Raw genomic sequence first — 17,954 nt, forward strand, 5'->3', positions numbered from 1 at the left:
TCGCGCCTGGGCACCATTCGCGGCTCGCGGGCGAATGGCGTTCAGTCGGGCTGCTTGCCGGCATTGAGGATCGCCAGGCACAGCAGGCCGGCGACTATGCCCCAGAAGGCCGAGCCGACCGAGAACAGGGTCATGCCCGAGGCGGTGACCAGGAAGGTGATCAGCGCCGCCTCGCGCTCCTTCGGCTCGCTCATGGCCTGGGTCAGGCCGCCGATGATCGAGGCGAACAGGGCCAGCGCCGCGATCGACAGGATCAGCGCCTTGGGCAGGGCGGTGAACAGGGCGGCGAGGGTGGCGCCGAAGATCCCGGCGACGCCGTAGAACACCCCACACCAGACCGCCGCGGTGTAGCGCTTGCTCGGGTCCTCGTGGGCCTCGGGGCCGGCGCAGATCGCCGCGCTGATAGCCGCCATGTGAATGCCGTGGGAACCGAAGGGAGCCAGCAGGATCGAGATCAGCCCGGTGCTGGTGAGCAGCCGGGAGGCCGGCACCCGGTGGTAGCCGTTGGCGCGGAGCACGGCGATGCCCGGCAGGTTCTGCGAGGCCATGGCGACGATGAACAGCGGAATTCCGATGCTGATCGCCGCGGCCAGGGAGAAGCTCGGCGTGGTCCATACCGGCGTGGCCAATTGCAGCTCGAACTCGCTGAAATCGAGCAGGCCGAACAGTGCCGCCAGCAGGCAGCCGACCAGCAGTGCGGCGAGCACCGCGTAGCGTGGCAGCAGGCGCTTGCCCAGCAGGTAGGCGAGCAGCATGGCGGTCACCAGCAGCGGTTGCTGTTCGGCGGCGCCGCAGATCTCCAGGCCGATCTTGAACAGCACGCCGGCCAGCAGGGCGGCGGCGATGGAGCCGGGAATGCGGCGCATGATGCGGTCGAAGCTGCCGGTCAGGCCGATCAGCACGATCAGCCCGGAGCAGACGATATAGGCGCCGATCGCCTCGGCGTAGGGCACGCCCGGCAGGCTGCTGATCAACAGCGCCGCGCCCGGGGTCGACCAGGCGATCATCACCGGCGCCCGGTAGCGCAGCGACAGGGCGATGGAGCCGACGGCCATGCCGATCGACAGCGCCCAGATCCAGGAGGAGATCTGCCCGCTGGACAGGCCGGCGGCCTGGCCGGCCTGGAACATCAGCACCAGCGAGCTGGTGTAGCCGGTGAGCATGGCGATGAAGCCGGCGACCACCGCGGAGGTGGAAGTGTCGCTCAGCGGGCGTAGCCGGGCCTGGGTCGCTTCGGGCATTACAGGGTTCCTTTGACGTCGGCGAGAATCGGATAGAGCGAGGCGACCAGCAGCAGGGCCATGCCGACATTGAAACCGCGCAGCACCCGCGGGCTGCTCAGCCACTGGCGCAGCAGGCTGCCGGCAACGGTCCAGACGCTCATGGTCGGGCAGTTGACCAGGGCAAACAGGGCGGCGATGCACAGCACGTTGACCACGAAGTCGTCCTGAGGGGTATAGGTGGTTATGGCGCCGATGGCCATGATCCAGGCCTTGGGATTGACCCACTGGAAGGCGGCGGCCTGGAAGAAACCGAACGGCTTGCCGCGCTCGCCGGTCTGGTCATCGGGGGCGCCCGCCCGGGCGATTTTCCACGCCAGGTACAGCAGGTAGGCGGCGCCGACATAGCGCAGCAGGCTATAAAACATGGGCACCTGCTCGAACAGCTGGCCGAGGCCCAGGCCGACCGCCAGCACCAGCAGCATCAGGCCCAGGCTGATGCCGAGCATGTGCGGCAGGGTCCGCCGCAGGCCGAAGTTGGCCCCGGAGGCGAGCAGCATGGTGTTGTTCGGCCCTGGCGTCACCGAGGTGACGAAGGCGAAGGCGATGAAGGCAAGCAGCAGTTCAGGGGTCATGGTCGGGTACTCGGGAGAAGTGCTTGCAAGCCTATGCCCGGGCCCTGGGCGCGTCGCTATACAGCGGGGTGGGCAATGAACGGTACAGTTCGGCAACCTTCCGTCGTGATGGCGGTACAGTTGCCGTGAGCGGGAGTCAGTCCCCCGAAGTCGCGCCCGGCAGGTTGCGGCCCAGCGCCTGGTTGACCGCCAGCCATCCATCGACCGCGGCTTCCCCGGCCTCGCCGAAGGCGCGCTGGAGCAACTTGGCCTGCTCTCGGCGCAGTGCCCGTTCCAGCTTGGTGCCCTCGGCGGTGAAGTCGAGCAGGCGTTTGCGCTTGTCGTCGTCGGCGGCGATGCTGCTGACCAGGTGCATCTCCAGCAGCTGGCGCAACGGCGTGCTCAACGCCTGCTTGCTCACCCCGAGATAGCCGAGCAGCTCCTTGACGCTGAGGCCGGGGTACTTGGCGATGAAGAACAGGATGCGGTGATGCACCCTTGAGAGGCCGCGGCGCGCCAGCATTTCGTCGGCCTTGGCGGTGAACGCCTGGTAGCCGTAGAAGAAGGCCTCCATGGCGGCCTGCTGAGTGGACGGGTTTTTAAGGTCAAGCATATTGACGTATCTGTCTGGCTCATCGTAGTTTCAGTCAAGCAGTTTGACCTATTTTCCCTTGCCCATGCTACCGGTGACATCCATGGCCTTCTCCGAACGCGTTGCCCGCCTGAAAAGCTCCCTGATCCGTGAAATCCTCGCCGCGGCGCAGCGTCCGGAAGTCATGTCCTTCGCCGGTGGCCTGCCCGCCGAACCCATGCTGCCCAAGGTCGAGTGGGCCGAGATGCCGGCGAGCATGGGCCAGTACGGCATGAGCGAGGGCGAGCCGGCGCTGCGCGAGGCCATCGCCGCCGAGGCACGCGCCTTGGGCGTACCCTGCGAGGCCAGCCAGGTGCTGATCGTCAGCGGTTCGCAGCAGACCCTCGACCTGGCCAGCAAGCTGTTCATCGACCCGGGCACCGAGGTGCTGCTCGAGGCGCCGACCTACCTGGCCGCGCTGCAGGCCTTCCAGCTGTTCGGCGCCGACTGCATCGGTGTGCCGCAGGAGGCCGACGGTCCGCAGATCGACGCCCTGCGCCAGCGTCTGGAGCAGCACAAGCCGGCCTTCGCCTACCTGATCCCGACTTTCCAGAACCCCTCGGCCACTCGTTACAGCGAGGCCAAGCGCGACGCGGTGGCGGCGCTGCTCGACGAGTTCGGCGTGACCCTGATCGAGGACGAGCCCTACCGCGAGCTGGTGTTCGACGAGGGCAGCGCCACGCCGATCGTCAGCCGTCTGCGCAAGGCCAGCTGGATCTACACCGGCACCCTGTCCAAGACCCTGTTGCCGGGCCTGCGCGTCGGCTACCTGATCGCCACCCCGGACCTGTTTCCCTACCTGCTGCGCCTGAAGCAGTCGGCCGACCTGCACACCAACCGCATCGGCCAGTGGCAGGCCCTGCAGTGGCTGGGAAGCGAGCAGTACAAGGGCCATCTGGCCGAGCTGCGCGCCTTCTACCGGCTGCGCCGCGACGCCATGCAGCAGGCGCTGCTGGAACACTTCGCCGACCTGGCCGACTGGCAGGTGCCCCAGGGTGGCCTGTTCTTCTGGCTCACCCTCAAGCAGCCGCTGGATACCCGTACCCTGCTCAATCCAGCATTGGCCGAGAACGTCGCCTTTATGCCGGGCGAGCCGTTCTTCATCGAACCGGACCGCCACCCCGGGCACCTGCGGCTGAACTTCAGTCACGTCGCGCCGGAGCGCCTCGGCGAAGGCCTGCGGCGCCTGGCCGCGGTGATCCGCCAGGCTCAGGCCGGCATGGCGGCCTGAGTCGGCCGTCCAGCTGGAGTGAGTGACGAATACGGAGGGGGACGGGCGATGCTCAAGGTGTATGGCGATTACCGTTCGGGCAACGGCTACAAGGTCAGGTTGTTGCTGCAGGTGCTGGGCAGGGAGCACCGGTGGATAGCAGGGGATGGCCTGGGTGGCGAGCCTCACCGCACAAACGATCTGGCCGGCGCCGAGGAGCCGGTAGTGGAGCTGGAATGCGGCAGCTGTCTGCGGGGCGCCAACGCCATCCTCAATCGCCTGGCTGCGGGCAGCGCCCTGTTACCCCGTGTACCGTATTTGCGCACCCAGGTGCTGCAGTGGCAGTTCTTCGAGCAGTACAGCCACGAGCCCAATGTCGCGCTGGCACGCTTCATCCAGCTGTACCAGGGTTTACCCGAGGCTCGCCGCGAAGAATATGCCGCGTGCAAGGCGCGCGGCTACAAGGCGCTGAAGGTGATGGAGCAGCAATTAAGGCGCACGCCCTACCTGGTCGGCGACGACTATTCGATCGCCGATATCGCCCTGTATGCCTACACCCACGTGGCGCACCAAGGTGGCTTCGACCTCGGCGCTTACCCGGCGATCTGCGCCTGGTTGCAGCGGGTCGCCCGCCACCCACGGCACATCGACATGCACGATTAGCTTCAGGCCGCCTTGAACAGGGTCTTGCCCTCGTCGAGGAACTGGTCCACCAGCCATTTGCCATGGGCGATGGAGGCGTGTTGCGCCGCTTCCAGCTCTGCCATGAAGGCATAGTTCACCGGCAGGGGAATACGCTTGGTGGTTTGCCCGTCGGGGGTGGTGATGACGCATCCGCCGGCCCAGGGGGTGGGGATGCCGGGATGCTCGACCACGTCGGCAGTGATGGTGTAGTCACGGTGGACGCATTGCATGATGGTCATGGGATCAACCTCTCTGTTGAGCCGTCGCGCTCGGGTCGCCCAGGTCAAGGGTCAAGAATGGGCGAACCGCAGACGGCAGCGCCATTCCAACGCAGGACTGGCATTTCGTCGCGGATCTCATCGTTATGACGATATAGCACATGCTGGCCAGCCCGCTGGCGCAACCGACGAGCTGTGCGGTGAGCGGCGCAGGCCCCTTCGGCCGGCTAGCTGTGGGCAGGCGCCTCAGGCGGCGGCAAAGCGTTCCTGCAGGTAGGCGATGATCGCCTTGGACTCGTACAGCCAGCGGCTCTGGCCATTCTCCTCGATCCGCAGGCACGGCACCTTGATCCTGCCGCCCTGCTGTTGCAGTTCCTGGCGCGCCTGGGCATCGTTCTTGGCGTCGCGCAGGGCCACCGGCACGTTCAGCTTGTGCAGGGTGCGCCGGGTCTTCACGCAGAAGGGGCAGGCGTGGAACTGGTAAAGCGCCAGCGCACTGGCCGCCTGGGCAACCGCCGCCTGGGACTCAGGCGTGCGCTTGAGCTTGCGTGGGCGGGTGATCAGGTCGAGCAGGACGATCAACTGGCCGAGGCCGATTCGAAGTGCCTTGATAATCATCGCGGAAAACACCTTGGCTGGGAAAAACGGCTGCGCAGCTTACCCGAGTTTGCCGCGTTCGGCGCACACGGTGGTCGGATGGTGGCGAGGAGGGCGGCAGCGCAAGTCGGCTTTGGGCATAATCCGTCTCTTGTCGCTTGCCCATTGAGCCCCCCATGAAGCCCGAAGACCTGTTGCTGCTGGTGACCCGAGAGATGCCCTTTGGCAAGTACAAAGGGCGTCTGCTTGCCGACCTGCCCGGGCATTACCTGAACTGGTTCGCCCGCGAGGGCTTTCCCGCCGGGGAGACCGGCCGGCTGCTGGCGCTGATGCAGGAAATCGACCACAACGGACTCAAGCCACTGCTCGATCCGTTGCGGCAGCGGCCACGGCCACGCCGCCAACCATAGGCCGGCTCGGCATCAGCGGCTGTCGAGGTTGTGATAAAGCTCTTCCTCCTGGGCGAAGTGCAGGCTCAGCACGGTATCCAGCCGAACCAGCAGCTGACGGATCGCGTCGGGCGAGATGGCGGCGTTGTCCTCCTGAAAATCCGCGGCCATGCGCGCCAGCAGGTGAACCAGGCGAAAGATCTCGCGGTGGGTGTGGCTCATGGCGCCCAGCGGATCGTCGCCCTGCAGGCGTTCGGCGAGCAGCGGGTAGAGTTGCTGCTCATCGGCCTGTTCGTGTGGCATCAGCTCCTGTTCGAGTAGCCGGACCAGGCCAGCCAATGCGTTTTTCGCCTGCGCGGTCGGCAGCCCGGTGATTTCCTCTGCCAGGGAGCGGACTTGCTCCAGGAGCGGGCCGAGTTCTTCGTGTTCGCGGCGCAGGTCGTCGAGACGTTTGCCTTCCAGGCCCGCCGGTGGCTGTCGGCCATGTCCGCTGCCGAGGGCGCGCAGGGCATTGAAGATCACGGCGATGTCGATGCCCTCCTGGACGATGGCACCGGCCAGGGCCGGTAGATAACCGGCCGCGGCCAGGAGCATGGCCAGCAGCGACAGGCCCATGCCCGCCAGCACGCCCTGGAGCGCGATGGCCCTGGAGCGACGGGCGATCAGCAGGGCTTCGGCGATGCGGTCGAGGCGGTCGACCAGCAACACCACGCCTGCAGCCTCGGACGAGGCGCTGGCGCCGCCGGCGCCCAGGGCGATACCGACGTCGGCGGCCGCCAGGGCGGGCGCATCGTTGATCCCGTCGCCGGCCATCAGGGTCACACCCTGCGGTCGCCCTTCATGGATCGCGGCCACTTTCTGTTCCGGTGTGAGGCCGGCGCGCACCTCATCGACCCCGGCGGCCAGGCCGATCATCTGCGCCGCCTCGGCCCGATCGCCGGTGAGCATGACGATCCGCTGGATGCCGGCCTGGCGCAATTGGCGCAGGGCGCGTGGCGACTCCAGGCGCAGACGATCGGCGAACAGCAGCGCGCCGGCCAGCTGGCCATCGACCGAGACAAAACAGCCACCGGCGAATTCGTAGGCCATTCGCCGCAGTACCCCTTCGGCCCAGGTGGAGGCCGGCAGGCCCGCCGCCACATAGTCATGGCCGCCGAGCTTGACCCGGCGTCCCTCGACCAGGCCACTGAGGCCGGCGCCGGCCTGCTCCTCCACCGCGTCCGGAGTCTCCAGCTTGAGGCCCTGCTGTTGGGCGGCGGCGACGATTGCCAGCGACACCAGGTGGGGCGAGGCCTGGGCCAGGGAGCCGGCCAGTTGCAGCAGCTGCGCGTCGGGCAGGTTGCCGGCGCTTTCGATCGCCTGCACGCTGACGCGCCCGGCAGTCAGGGTGCCGGTCTTGTCGAGGAACAGCAGCTGGCCGCGCGCCAGGGCCTCCAGGGTTGCGCCGTCCTTGATCAGGATGCCGCGGTGGGCGCAGCGCGAGATGCCGGCCACGATGGCCACCGGCACCGCGAGGATCAGCGGGCAGGGCGTGGCGACTACCAGCACCGCCAGCGCCCGCAGCGGGTCACCACTGACCAGCCAGGCGCCGCCGGCCAGCAGCAGGGTCAGCGGAATCAGCGCCAGTGCATAACGATCGGCCAGGCGCACAAAGGGCGCGCGAGAGCTGCGCGCTGCCTCGACCATCCGCACGATACCGGCGTAGGTGCTGCGGGCGGCGGTCTGGCTGGCGCGCAACTGGAAAGGTGCGCCGGCGTTGACTCCGCCGCTGCGCAACGGCTCGCCGGGGTGGCGACGGACCGGCAGGGGTTCGCCGGTCAGCGCCGACTCATCCAGGGTCGCGTCTTGATCGAGGAGCACGCCGTCGACCGGCACCACCTCGCCCAGGCGCAGTAGCAGGCGATCGCCCGGATTCACCTGATCCACCGGCACCTGCTCGAGTTCCTCGCCGCGGTAACGCCAGGCATGGCGTGGCGCGCGATCGATCAGCCGGTGCAGCTCGCGCTCGGCGCGTTGCTCGGTATAGGCCTCCAGGCTGCGGCCGCCGACCAGCATCAGGGCCACCACCGCCGCGACCAGGGCCTGGTCGAGAAGCACCGCGGCAATGATCGCCAGCAGGGCGATCAGGTCGACACCGACTTCTCGCCGGTACAAGCGCTGAATGATCTCGCCCAGCAGCAAGACCGCCACCACGAGCGCGCTGCCATGCCAGAGCAGCCTGGCCAGATCGCCTCGCTGCAGGCCATACAGCAGCCAGCCGAGTGGCAGCGCCAGCAGGACGGCGACGAACAGGGCCGGGTGCAGCCAGCGGCCGATCCGCTTCAAGGTTGTGCCTCGAGCGTCGAATTGCGCTGCGCAGCGAGGGGGTGACAGGCGGGCGGGTGGGGCATCCCAATGCTCTCCGGGGTGGAGCTTGGCGATTGGCTGTACAACAGGCCAGAGCCCACAGTCTAGTACGGCGAGGTTGAGGCGAGCGTTCTAGATAGGCACCTAAGCAACGTTTTGCTGATCTGCGTCATCCTCCGTGCTAGAGCGCTTGGCTAGTCTTCGCCGCAGGTATGAATACAGGCGGGCGAGAGGTCCGGGAGTGAAGGCAAGTGGCTTATCTGGTTTGGCAAGACGATCTGAATACCGGGATAGCGGTCATCGACGAGCAGCACCGGCGCATCGTCGACATGATCAATCAGCTGCACCAGGCCCAGGCGCGTGGCGGTAGTCGCGCCGAGGTCGGCGAGGTGCTCGGCGGGCTGGTGGACTACACCCTGTCGCATTTCGCCTTCGAGGAGGCGCTGCTGGAGGAGGCCGGCTATGCGTTCACCAAGCCGCACAAACGCGTGCACGAGATCTTCACCGGGCGGGTTAGGGACTACGGTCTGCGCTTCGAGGCCGGCGAAGACATTACCGAGGAGCTGATCGGCATGCTCTCGCGCTGGCTGTTCAACCACATCCGCAGCGACGATGCCGGCTACGTTCAGGCGGTCAAGGACAACATGAACGCCCTGGTCGACGACAGGCGGGCCAGCGGCTGGTTCGCCCGCTCGCTCAAGCGCTTCTTCAGCAAGCCGGCCTTGGCCTGATACAAGAAAACCGGCCCGCCTGGGGGCCAGGCAGGGCCGGTTCTCGGTAGCGGCGCTGCCTAGCGGATCAGGCTGAGGAACTCGCTGCGGGTGGCGGCATTCTTGCGGAATTCGCCGAGCATCACCGAGGTGACCATCGAGGAGTTCTGCTTCTCGACGCCGCGCATCATCATGCACATGTGCTGGGCCTCGATCACCACCGCGACGCCGATCGCCCCGGTGACTTCCTGGACGGCTTCGGCGATCTGCTGGCCGAGGTTTTCCTGGATCTGCAGGCGGCGGGCGTACATGTCGACGATGCGCGCCACCTTCGACAGGCCCAGCACCTTGCCGTTGGGGATGTAGGCGACATGGGCCTTGCCGATGAAGGGCAGCAGGTGGTGCTCGCACAGCGAGTAGAGCTCGACGTTCTTGACCAGCACCATCTCGCTGTTGTCGGAGCTGAACAATGCGCCGTTGGTGACCTCTTCCAGGGTCTGCTGATAACCGCGGCAGAGGTACTGCATGGCCTTGGCGGCACGCTTGGGGGTGTCGAGCAGACCTTCGCGGGAGGCGTCTTCGCCGAGCTGGCCAAGAATCGCGGTGTAGTGCTGTTCCAGGGACATGGATCTACCTGTGGACCTTCTAAGGGTTAGTGCAGTGGCGCAGGGTAGGGCGCCGATACACGGCTGGCAAGGGTCAAGCGTGACCGTTTTGCCCAGTGGTCATTCGTCGCGGCCGTCAAGCATGGTGCGTTTGAGCATGACATAGACCGCGCCGGTGCCGCCATGCTTGGCCAGGCAGGAGGCGAAGCCGAGCACCTGCGGGTGCTGGCGCAGCCAGGTGTTGACATGGCTCTTGATCATCGGCTTGCGCCCGTCCATGCGCACCGCCTTGCCGTGGGTCACGCGTACGCAGCGTACCTCCAGCTTGGCCGCCTCGGCGAGAAACTCCCAGAGCGTATCGCGCGCCTTCTCCACACTCATGCCGTGCAGGTCGAGGCTGCCGTCGAAGGGGATCTGGCCAAGCTTGAGCTTGCGCATCTGCCCCTCCTGAACGCCGTTGGCGGCCCAGTACAAGGGATCTTCCGCGCCGACGTCGATGACGAACTGGTCGGACAGGCCGTCGACCTTGACCGAGTCGACGCGCACGGTCGCCGCCTGGCGCAGCATCGCCTGCTGCTTGCGGTCTGGTTTCGGCTTGCCGGTATCGGCACGGTCATGCTTGATCGGCTTGACGCCGCGCAGCTCGGCTTGGAACAGGGAAAAATCGTCGTCTTGCATCTGGGCCTCCGCGAAGGCCGCTAGTGTAACCAAGGTCGCCACTCTGGTGCTGCCTGGATCAATTGCGCTTCTTCATCAGGTGTGGCGCCATGCTCAGATCGTTGGCGCGGCGCAGTCGCCGTCGGTATCTGCGCCACAGCGCAAACGCGCACCAGGTCAGCAGCACACCTGCTGCCAGCACCGCGCCGGCCAGGGCGGGCGCCTCATTCAGGCTATCCAGTTGCGGCGCGCGACCGAGCAGGCTGGCCGCGCCGGCCACTGCCAGCGAGACACCGAGGGCGGCCGAGAGTGCCGCAAGCAGGGCAGACAGGCGCCTGCGCCAGTTGCCTGGCGTGCGCGGGCGCAGGCGACGTGCGTCGAAACCCTCGGAAAATTTCATTGGTCCGATTCCCTCTTCGGTAGCAGCAGGGCCGGCAGGTTACGCCCTGGCTGCAGCGATTGCCGTGCGCGGGTCGGCGGATATCAACCCCGGGGGCTGGCGCTGGCCGCTACAGGCGTATCCGGCGACGCTCGTGTCGGTCAGATCAGGGCGCTGGCTTGCGGCACCAAGGCGGCAAAATTGTCGGCCAGGGCGATCATTTCCACCCTGTGCATCTCCGCCGCGCTGATGACCTGGCCATCGGGGGTCGGCAGGTCGCGGGTAGCGCAGGCCGCATCGACCACCGTGCAGCGATAGCCGTAGTCCTTGGCGGCGCGCACCGTGGTGCTGACGCTGGAATGGGTCATAAAGCCGCAGACGATCAGGTCCAGATGCCCCTGAGCCTGCAGTTGCTCATGCAGGTCGGTGCCGGCGAAGGCATTCGGCAGACGCTTCTGCACCAGCACCTCGCCGGGCAGCGGCGCCACTTCGGGCAGCGGGCGGCCGCGCGGGCCGCTGGGGTCGAGCAGGCCGCCGGCGATGCCCAGGTGGTTCACATGCACGATGGAGGCGCCGGTGTTGCGTGCGGCGGTCAGCAGTTTGGCGATTTCCGCCAGCGCCGCGTCCAGGCCGGGCAGTTGCAGTACGCCACTGCGATATTCCTCCTGGGCATCGAGGATCAGCAGGGTGGCATTGCCCAGGGTGGCCGGTGCGTGGGTACGACCGGTGAGCTGGAACAGGGTTTGCGGATGGGACATGGCAGGACTCCTCGCTGGCGCGGACGACAGGCTTTATTGTCCGCTTGTGCGCGGCCGCTGTGAACCTTTTCCAGCGGCGGTCTTGCGGCCGCAACGGGGGTACAGGCAGTATCGAGTCACTCCCGAGGATGAGGAGTGGTTCGCAAAAGGAGTTGGTTATGGACCTGTTGACCTGGATTTCCACCGATTTCTGGCTGTTGTTCGCCGTGGCGGTATCGATTGCCGTGCTGCGCGAGCTGCGCCGTGGGCGCGAGTAGGCCGGCACTGCGGCCCATGGCGATGAGCCGCGGCCAGGCACCCGGCACGATGCCGGGCGCCAGGGGCTCAATAGAGGCCGAACACCTGAAACTGCAGGTACCAGATGCCCAGAGAGCCGAAGAAGTTGACCAGGATGGCCGGCAGGAACTTCAGGTGCACGCCGAAGCTGTAGCTCTTCTCCAGCGACATGGCCATGACCCCGGCGGCCGAGCCGACCACCGTCAGCGAGCCGCCGATACCCACCATCAGCGCGTTGAGGGCCCACTGGTCCAGGCCCAGTTGCGGGTTGGACATCAGGGCGGCGGCCTCCACCGGCACGTTGTCCATCACCCCGGAGGCGACGCCGAGAATCACGTTGACCCCGCTCGGGCTCATCACCTCGAACAGCTGGGAGATATAGGAGAGCCAGCCGACGTGATTGAGCGCGGACACCGAGGTGATGATGCCGATGAAGAACAGCAGGGCGTTCCACTCGACCTTCTGCAGCTGGTCCTGCCAGGGCAGCTCGATGCCGCGGTGCATCAACAGCCAGGCGTACAGGGCGACGAAGCCGAGGCCGATGCCGATGGCGAATTCGATGCTGACCTTCAGCAGGATATTGCACAGCACCGCGCCGACCACGGCAAACAGGCCGACGATGGCCAGTCCGGCACCACCCGGCTTGAGCGCGGTTTCCGACTGGTCGGCCATGTGCACCAGACGTTCGCCGTCGAGCTTGCGCAAGTAGAACAGGTGCAGGGTAGCGGCGAACAGCATCCAGCCGAACAGTGCCGAAGGGATCAGCAGCAGCAGCCCGGCGATGCTGATCTTGCCGGCCAGCACCACCATCAGGCTGGTGGAGGTGCCGAGGAACCACACTCCGGAGTTGGACGCCACCACGATGTTGCACAGGGCGATGTGGGTGTAGCGCTCGTGGGTCGAGATGCTTTTTACCGTTTTGCCGAAAATCATCGCGGTGGTGATGTTGTTGAGAAACGGCGATAGCACGGCCGACAGGGCGCCGGTGGCCCAGAACATGCCTTTGGCGCCCAGGCCCCTGCGCATCAGGTAGCCATTCAGGGCGGTGAACACGTTCCGCTCGTTGAGCAGCTCCACCACCATCCACATGAAGGCCATGAAGGCGATCAGGCCGAACAGCTCGCCCTTGGTTTCGCTTTGGGCGTGGAGGAAGTACTGAAAGCCGTTGGGGTCGTTGATGGCGTAGTGGGCGCCGATGACGATCAAGCCGGACATCATGAACATGGCCGGCTTGAACTTATCCATCTCTAATTGTGCTTCAAAAACGATGAGCGTCATTCCAATAAGGAATATCGCCAGCACGAGCAAGCCCGTGAGCGAAAAGGGTTCTATGACCATTGGGGAGGTATCTCGAAGAAAGGGAAGGGGAAGGGTTTAGAAATCGTTGCAAATTATAACGGAGCGCCTCGAGCGCCGGCAGTGGTCTAGATACGACTGAACGGCATTTATTTACGACCATGCGCCTTGCCCGGGCAGTTCGGCTAAACTGGCGGCTTTTGCCCCGGAGAATGCTTGTGAGCGACGCCGCGACCGCCCTGAATACCCGCCTGCGCACGGTGCGCGATTACATCCGCTGGGCGGTCAGTCGCTTTCATGGCGCAGAGTTGTTCTTCGGTCACGGCAGCGACAATGCCTGGGATGAGGCGCGGCAACTGGTGCTCGGTGCCCTGCACCTGCCCTGGGAGATTGCCGACAGCTACCTCGACTGCCGCCTGGAAGACGACGAGCACGCGCTGCTGCAGGCGCTGCTCGCGCGGCGCATCGACGAACGCGTGCCGACCGCCTACCTGTTGGGCGAGGCCTGGTTCTGCGGCTTGCCGTTTATCGTCGACGAGCGCGTGCTGATCCCCCGTTCACCGATCGCCGAGCTGATCGAGCAGCATTTCCAGCCCTGGCTGCCCCAGGAGCCGCAGCGAATTCTCGACCTGTGCACCGGCTCGGGCTGCATCGGCATCGCCTGTGCCTACGAGTTTCCGGAAGCGGAGGTGGTGCTGGCTGACCTGTCGTTCGAGGCGCTCGAGGTGGCCAACCGGAATATCGAGCGTCACCAGCTGGAGGAGCGTGCCTACACGGTGCAGGGTGACGGCTTCGGCGGGTTGCCGGGTCAGCGCTTCGACCTGATCGTGTCCAACCCGCCCTATGTCGATGCCGAGGACTTCGCCGATATGCCCGAGGAGTACCAGCACGAGCCGGCGCTGGGCCTGGCCTGTGGCGAGGACGGCCTGGACCTGGTGCGGCGCATGCTGGCCGAGGCGGCGGACCATCTGACCGACAAGGGCCTGTTGATCGTCGAGGTGGGCAACAGCCAGGTGCACGTCGAGGCGCTGTACCCCGAAGTGGACTTCACCTGGCTGGAGTTCGAGCGCGGCGGTCATGGCGTGTTCCTGCTGGCCGCCCAGCAGTGCCGTGAGCATCAGGCGCTGTTCCGCCAGCGCCTGAATGGCTGACCTGCACGGGTGGCCTGCTAGCGGGTGGCCATCCAGATCAGCAAACCGGCTTGGAACAGGCAGAACGCCAGCAGGCAGGTGATGCTGAAGCGCAGGCTACCGTCCTCGCGCCTGAGCTGGTCGATACGTTCACTCAGCTTGCGGACCTTGGCGTTCTGTTCGCGCAGGCTCTGGTCGGCCTGCTGGAGCATGGCGGCGCTATCGAGGATGTCGACGATCTGCACCTTCTCGGTGTTCCAGCGTTCGCTCAGTTCGGCGACTCGTGCGGCGCCGTAGCGGGCCTTGAGCTGCAGCGGGTCGAGGTACTCGACGACGAACCCCTGGGCCTGCAGGCAGTGGTCGCGGCGCAGACGATCGTCTTCGCCCAGGGCGTCCCTGCCCGGCAGGGCGGCGCCTTCCACCTGGTAGTGGGCGCAGTGCTGCAGGGCCCAGGCCGCGCCCTGGGCCAGCAGGAAGCGTCCCAGGCCACGGTTGCCAGGCTCGGTGGACAGGCCCTTGTCCGGGCCGAATCGGACCTCCTTGCGCTGATGGTCGATCCAGACCTCCAGCAGGTTCTGTTCCTTGCGCAGACGCTGGGCGGGCAGCTGCACGCTCAGGCGCAACAGGCTCAGGGCCTTGCTGTGACGTACCACGCGGCCCAATTGAACGAAGCGCAGGGGGCGTGCGCCGCTCGCACGGTCGACCGGCAGCGCGGCCAGGCGCAGCAGGCGAAAGTGTTCCGGGGCGAGATCTGCCCAGGGGTGGGGCGCCATTTCTGGCACGGCCGGTTCGGCGGCGCCTTCGGGCGGCGGCGGTGGAGCCAGTGGGTCGTTCATTCGCTGCATTCCTGTGCGCGCTGTTTCTGCACTATCGGCAACCCGGGCGGAATCTGTAGGCTGGCGTCGAGGGTGAACTGCACTGGCGCCGCAGGTATACTCGCGAGCTTATTTGAGTGGGGCCTGGTGCGCATGCGCGGCAGGTTCGGGGTCGATTCTCGCGGAGCCTTTTGCACATGTCCGGCAATACCTACGGCAAGTTGTTCACCGTCACCACCGCAGGCGAAAGCCACGGTCCGGCCCTGGTTGCCATCGTCGACGGCTGCCCGCCGGGCCTGGAGCTGTCGCTGGATGACCTGCAGCGTGACCTCGACCGACGCAAGCCGGGCACCAGCCGGCATACCACCCAGCGCCAGGAGGCCGACGAGGTGGAGATACTTTCCGGGGTCTTCGAAGGCCGGACCACCGGTTGCGCGATCGGCCTGCTGATCCGCAATACCGACCAGAAGTCCAAGGACTATTCGGCGATCAAGGACCTGTTCCGCCCGGCCCACGCCGACTACAGCTACCACCACAAGTACGGCATCCGCGACTACCGCGGCGGTGGCCGCAGTTCCGCGCGCGAGACCGCCATGCGCGTGGCGGCAGGGGCCATCGCCAAGAAGTACCTGGCCACGCTCGGTATCAGCGTGCGCGGCTACATGAGTCAGCTCGGCCCCATCGAGATCCCGTTCAAGAGCTGGGACAGCGTCGAACAGAACGCCTTTTTCAGCCCCGATCCGGACAAAGTCCCCGAGCTGGAGGCCTACATGGACCAGCTGCGCCGCGACCAGGACTCGGTCGGGGCTAAGATCACCGTGGTCGCCGAAGGGGTGATGCCGGGCCTCGGCGAGCCGATCTTCGATCGCCTGGATGCCGAACTGGCCCACGCGCTGATGAGCATCAACGCGGTCAAGGGCGTGGAGATCGGCGCCGGTTTCGCCAGCGTGGCCCAGCGCGGCACCGAGCACCGCGACGAGCTGACCCCGCAAGGCTTCCTGTCGAACAATGCCGGCGGCATCCTCGGCGGCATCTCCAGTGGCCAGCCGATCGTCGCCCATCTCGCGCTCAAGCCGACCTCGAGCATCACCACCCCGGGGCGCTCGATCGATGTCGACGGCAACCCGGTCGAGGTGATCACCAAGGGCCGTCACGATCCCTGCGTGGGCATCCGTGCCACGCCGATCGCCGAGGCGATGATGGCCATCGTGCTGATGGACCACCTGCTGCGCCACCGTGCGCAGAACGCCGGGGTCAGCGTCAGCACGCCGGTGCTGCCGCAGCTGTGACAACGGGCGAGGCCCGGCCGATGGTGGTCCGGGAGGCGCGACGCTCGGCTCGGGTCGCGCCATGAACGCCGGCTTGCCCTATTGGCGCCTGTCCGGCTTCTACTTCTTCTATTTCGCGCTGCTCGGCGCCACGGCGCCGTTCCTGGCGCTGTATTTCGACCACTTGGGCTTCTCCGCGGCGCGTATCGGCGAACTGGTGGCGATCCCCATGCTGATGCGCTGCATCGCGCCCAACCTGTGGGGCTGGCTGGGCGACTACAGCGGCCGGCGCCTGGCCATCGTGCGCTTCGGCGCGGTCTGCACCCTGCTGTGTTTCGCTGGCATCTTCATCAGCCAGAGCTACGCCTGGCTGGCGCTGATCATGGCCCTGCACGCCTTCTTCTGGCATGCGGTGCTGCCGCAGTTCGAGGTGATCACCCTGGCCCACCTGCGCGAGCAGGCCACGCGTTACAGCGAGATCCGCCTGTGGGGCAGCATTGGCTTCATCGTCGCGGTGGCCGGCCTGGGTCAGGTATTCGAGTGGGTCAGCCTGGACGCCTTTCCCTGGGCGCTGGTGCTGATCATGGCCGGCATCGTCGCCAGCAGCTGCTGGGTGCCCAATGCCCAGCCGCAGATGCGCCCGAGCGACCCGGCCCTGGGCGGTTTTCTCAAGCAGCTGCGCCGTCCCGGCATCCTGGCATTCTACGCCAGCGTCGGCCTGATGCAGCTGAGCAATGGCCCCTACTACACCTTCCTGACCCTGCACCTGGAGGCGCTTGGCTACGCCCGGGGCGTGATCGGCCAGCTCTGGGCCCTGGGCGTGGTGGCCGAGATTCTGCTGTTTCTGGTGATGGCCAGGCTGCTGGCACGCTATGCGCTGCGCACGGTGCTGCTGGCGAGTTTCCTGATCACCGCCGTGCGCTGGCTGCTGCTGGGCAACCTGGCGGATCACTTGCCGGTGCTGCTGCTGGCGCAGTGCATGCACGCGGCCACCTTCGGCAGTTTCCACGCGGCGGCCATCCACTTCGTCCAGCGCAGTTTCGCCGACCGCCAGCAGGGCCAGGGCCAGGCTCTCTATGCCAGCCTGGCCGGCATTGGCGGGGCCCTGGGCGCGCTCTATTCGGGCTACAGCTGGAGCAGCCTGGGCCCGGCCTGGACCTTCGCCATCGCCAGCCTGGTGGTCCTGCTCGCCGCCCTGATCACCGCGGTCTGTTTACAGGACGAGCCGCCGACGGCAGCCGCCATCGACCCGGCCGTCGACGCTAACCGCGCCGCGCCCTCTCAATCCGCCGCCGGTCAGATTCCGGACCATCCACGAGACCCCCAATCATGAGCAGCCTGAGCGTCTATCACGAGTCTTCCCCCGAGTTGCCGAACAAGGTCCTGAACCACCTCGAGGACATTGTCGGCACCCTGGCCGCCCTGCGGGTGCACTTCGCCCGCTGGCAAGCCACCGCGCCGCTCACCGCAGGCGCCAGCGAGCAGGAAATGATCGCCGCCTTTCGACCGCAGCTCGACGCCTTGATGGGCGAGGGCGGCTATCGCACCTGCGAGCTGATCAGCCACAGTGATGGTCAGACGCAGCAGGCCGAGACGCGCATCCTACAGCCGATCGAGCGCCGTGAGGCCGAGGACCAGGCGCATTTCCTGGTCCTCGGTCGCGGCCTCTACTGCCTGCATATCGATGAATACGTCTACGCCGTGCTGTGCGAGAAGGGCGACCTGCTGGGCATACCGGCCGGCACCCGCCATTGGGTCGACATGGGCGAGCGCCCGCACTTCATCGGCATCCAGCTGCGCGGCGATGCGCAGGGCATTGCCGCAGGGGCGAGCGGCAATGACATCGCCAGCCGTTTCCCGCGCCTGGACGACTGGTCCTAGCCCAGCCGGGCGGCGCGAGCCTAGGTTTGCGCAGCGGTCTATCCTACGAGGGCACCCTTCGCACAGGAGTGATCTCATGGGTTCGCACTTCAACGGGCTGATCGGGCTGATCGTGCTGGTTCTGGATATCTGGGCCATCGTCAATATCGTCAAGAGCGCTACCGACACCGGGACCAAGGTCCTCTGGGTATTGCTGGTGCTGTTTCTGCCGGTGATCGGCCTGATCATCTGGGCGCTGGCCGGGCCGCGTGGCGCCGTGCGGCTCTGAGT

At 66.4% G+C, this 17,954-nt stretch carries 20 protein-coding genes and 1 pseudogene; 9 read left to right on the forward strand and 12 right to left on the reverse strand.

Annotated features, from left to right (window positions below; translation table 11 throughout):
• Nucleotides 1–41: 41 nt before the first annotated feature.
• The 3 genes from AB5S05_RS14615 to AB5S05_RS14625 all read right to left on the reverse strand — a co-directional run bounded on the left by AB5S05_RS14615 (nt 42) and on the right by AB5S05_RS14625 (nt 2,447).
• Nucleotides 42–1,241 (reverse strand): benzoate/H(+) symporter BenE family transporter, encoded by a 1,200-nt coding sequence (locus AB5S05_RS14615; RefSeq protein ID WP_369288250.1) that lies wholly within the window; start codon nt 1,239–1,241, stop codon nt 42–44.
• Nucleotides 1,241–1,855, reverse strand: a complete 615-nt coding sequence (locus tag AB5S05_RS14620; protein ID WP_369288251.1) for a LysE family translocator — start codon at nt 1,853–1,855, stop codon at nt 1,241–1,243. The genes AB5S05_RS14615 and AB5S05_RS14620 overlap by 1 nt, the downstream gene beginning before the upstream one ends.
• 136 nt (nt 1,856–1,991) lie before the next feature.
• Entirely contained in the window at nt 1,992–2,447 is a 456-nt protein-coding gene (locus AB5S05_RS14625; protein WP_369288252.1) for a MarR family winged helix-turn-helix transcriptional regulator, read from the reverse strand.
• 82 nt (nt 2,448–2,529) lie between these two features.
• Between AB5S05_RS14625 and AB5S05_RS14630 the strand changes: the two genes are divergently transcribed.
• Both AB5S05_RS14630 and AB5S05_RS14635 read left to right on the forward strand, forming a co-directional pair.
• Nucleotides 2,530–3,696: an aminotransferase-like domain-containing protein gene (locus tag AB5S05_RS14630; protein ID WP_369288253.1), complete on the forward strand. Its 1,167-nt coding sequence runs from the start codon at nt 2,530–2,532 to the stop codon at nt 3,694–3,696.
• 48 nt (nt 3,697–3,744) lie between these two features.
• A complete protein-coding gene (locus tag AB5S05_RS14635; RefSeq protein ID WP_369288254.1) occupies nt 3,745–4,338 on the forward strand; it encodes a glutathione S-transferase family protein in 594 nt (197 codons plus the stop codon).
• 2 nt (nt 4,339–4,340) lie between these two features.
• Here AB5S05_RS14635 and AB5S05_RS14640 read toward each other — a convergent pair whose 3' ends face one another.
• Together AB5S05_RS14640 and AB5S05_RS14645 are read right to left on the reverse strand one after the other, a co-directional pair.
• Complete coding sequence (locus AB5S05_RS14640) at nt 4,341–4,598, reverse strand: hypothetical protein (protein WP_369288255.1); 258 nt, start codon at nt 4,596–4,598, stop codon at nt 4,341–4,343.
• A 225-nt stretch (nt 4,599–4,823) separates the two neighbouring features.
• A complete protein-coding gene (locus tag AB5S05_RS14645; protein WP_369288256.1) occupies nt 4,824–5,195 on the reverse strand; it encodes a glutaredoxin family protein in 372 nt (123 codons plus the stop codon).
• Nucleotides 5,196–5,350: 155 nt separating this feature from the next.
• Here AB5S05_RS14645 and AB5S05_RS14650 point away from each other — a divergent pair, with 155 nt between their 5' ends.
• Nucleotides 5,351–5,584 (forward strand): DUF3820 family protein, encoded by a 234-nt coding sequence (locus AB5S05_RS14650; protein ID WP_369288257.1) that lies wholly within the window; start codon nt 5,351–5,353, stop codon nt 5,582–5,584.
• 12 nt (nt 5,585–5,596) lie between these two features.
• Here the strand turns inward: AB5S05_RS14650 and AB5S05_RS14655 are convergent, their stop codons facing one another.
• Complete coding sequence (locus AB5S05_RS14655; RefSeq protein ID WP_369288258.1) at nt 5,597–7,888, reverse strand: heavy metal translocating P-type ATPase; 2,292 nt, start codon at nt 7,886–7,888, stop codon at nt 5,597–5,599.
• A 272-nt stretch (nt 7,889–8,160) separates the two neighbouring features.
• On the opposite strand from AB5S05_RS14655, the gene AB5S05_RS14660 reads away from it, so the two are divergent.
• A complete protein-coding gene (locus AB5S05_RS14660; RefSeq protein WP_369288259.1) occupies nt 8,161–8,640 on the forward strand; it encodes a bacteriohemerythrin in 480 nt (159 codons plus the stop codon).
• Nucleotides 8,641–8,699: 59 nt separating this feature from the next.
• On the opposite strand, the gene folE is transcribed toward AB5S05_RS14660, so the two are convergent.
• From folE to nhaD, 5 genes are all read right to left on the reverse strand, one after another.
• A complete protein-coding gene (gene folE / locus AB5S05_RS14665) occupies nt 8,700–9,245 on the reverse strand; it encodes a GTP cyclohydrolase I FolE (protein ID WP_369288260.1) in 546 nt (181 codons plus the stop codon).
• A 99-nt stretch (nt 9,246–9,344) separates the two neighbouring features.
• Nucleotides 9,345–9,902, reverse strand: coding sequence for a Smr/MutS family protein (locus AB5S05_RS14670; protein WP_369288261.1), 558 nt, complete (start codon nt 9,900–9,902; stop codon nt 9,345–9,347).
• 58 nt (nt 9,903–9,960) lie between these two features.
• Nucleotides 9,961–10,281 carry a hypothetical protein gene (locus AB5S05_RS14675; RefSeq protein WP_369288262.1) on the reverse strand — a complete coding sequence of 107 codons (321 nt, stop codon included), beginning with the start codon at nt 10,279–10,281 and terminating at the stop codon, nt 9,961–9,963.
• A gap of 140 nt (nt 10,282–10,421) precedes the next feature.
• Nucleotides 10,422–11,018: a cysteine hydrolase family protein gene (locus AB5S05_RS14680; RefSeq protein ID WP_369288263.1), complete on the reverse strand. Its 597-nt coding sequence runs from the start codon at nt 11,016–11,018 to the stop codon at nt 10,422–10,424.
• Nucleotides 11,019–11,342: 324 nt separating this feature from the next.
• On the reverse strand, nt 11,343–12,632 hold the full coding sequence (gene nhaD, locus AB5S05_RS14685) for a sodium:proton antiporter NhaD (protein WP_369288264.1): 1,290 nt from the start codon (nt 12,630–12,632) through the stop codon (nt 11,343–11,345).
• A 197-nt stretch (nt 12,633–12,829) separates the two neighbouring features.
• Between nhaD and prmB the strand changes: the two genes are divergently transcribed.
• Nucleotides 12,830–13,741, forward strand: coding sequence for a 50S ribosomal protein L3 N(5)-glutamine methyltransferase (prmB, locus tag AB5S05_RS14690; protein WP_369288326.1), 912 nt, complete (start codon nt 12,830–12,832; stop codon nt 13,739–13,741).
• A gap of 17 nt (nt 13,742–13,758) precedes the next feature.
• On the opposite strand, the gene AB5S05_RS14695 is transcribed toward prmB, so the two are convergent.
• Nucleotides 13,759–14,493, reverse strand: coding sequence for a hypothetical protein (locus AB5S05_RS14695; protein ID WP_369288327.1), 735 nt, complete (start codon nt 14,491–14,493; stop codon nt 13,759–13,761).
• Between the two features lie 239 nt (nt 14,494–14,732).
• On the opposite strand from AB5S05_RS14695, the gene aroC reads away from it, so the two are divergent.
• From aroC to AB5S05_RS14715, 4 genes and pseudogenes are all read left to right on the forward strand, one after another.
• On the forward strand, nt 14,733–15,824 hold the full coding sequence (aroC, locus tag AB5S05_RS14700; RefSeq protein ID WP_369288265.1) for a chorismate synthase: 1,092 nt from the start codon (nt 14,733–14,735) through the stop codon (nt 15,822–15,824).
• 61 nt (nt 15,825–15,885) lie between these two features.
• A pseudogene (locus AB5S05_RS14705) lies at nt 15,886–17,055 on the forward strand (MFS transporter); the annotation flags it as partial.
• Between the two features lie 77 nt (nt 17,056–17,132).
• Nucleotides 17,133–17,684: an acireductone dioxygenase gene (locus AB5S05_RS14710; protein ID WP_369288266.1), complete on the forward strand. Its 552-nt coding sequence runs from the start codon at nt 17,133–17,135 to the stop codon at nt 17,682–17,684.
• Nucleotides 17,685–17,760: 76 nt separating this feature from the next.
• Nucleotides 17,761–17,952 (forward strand): PLDc N-terminal domain-containing protein, encoded by a 192-nt coding sequence (locus AB5S05_RS14715; protein ID WP_369288267.1) that lies wholly within the window; start codon nt 17,761–17,763, stop codon nt 17,950–17,952.
• Nucleotides 17,953–17,954 lie beyond the last annotated feature (2 nt).

Source organism: Pseudomonas zhanjiangensis, from assembly GCF_041027545.1.
Classification (GTDB): domain Bacteria; phylum Pseudomonadota; class Gammaproteobacteria; order Pseudomonadales; family Pseudomonadaceae; genus Aquipseudomonas; species Aquipseudomonas zhanjiangensis.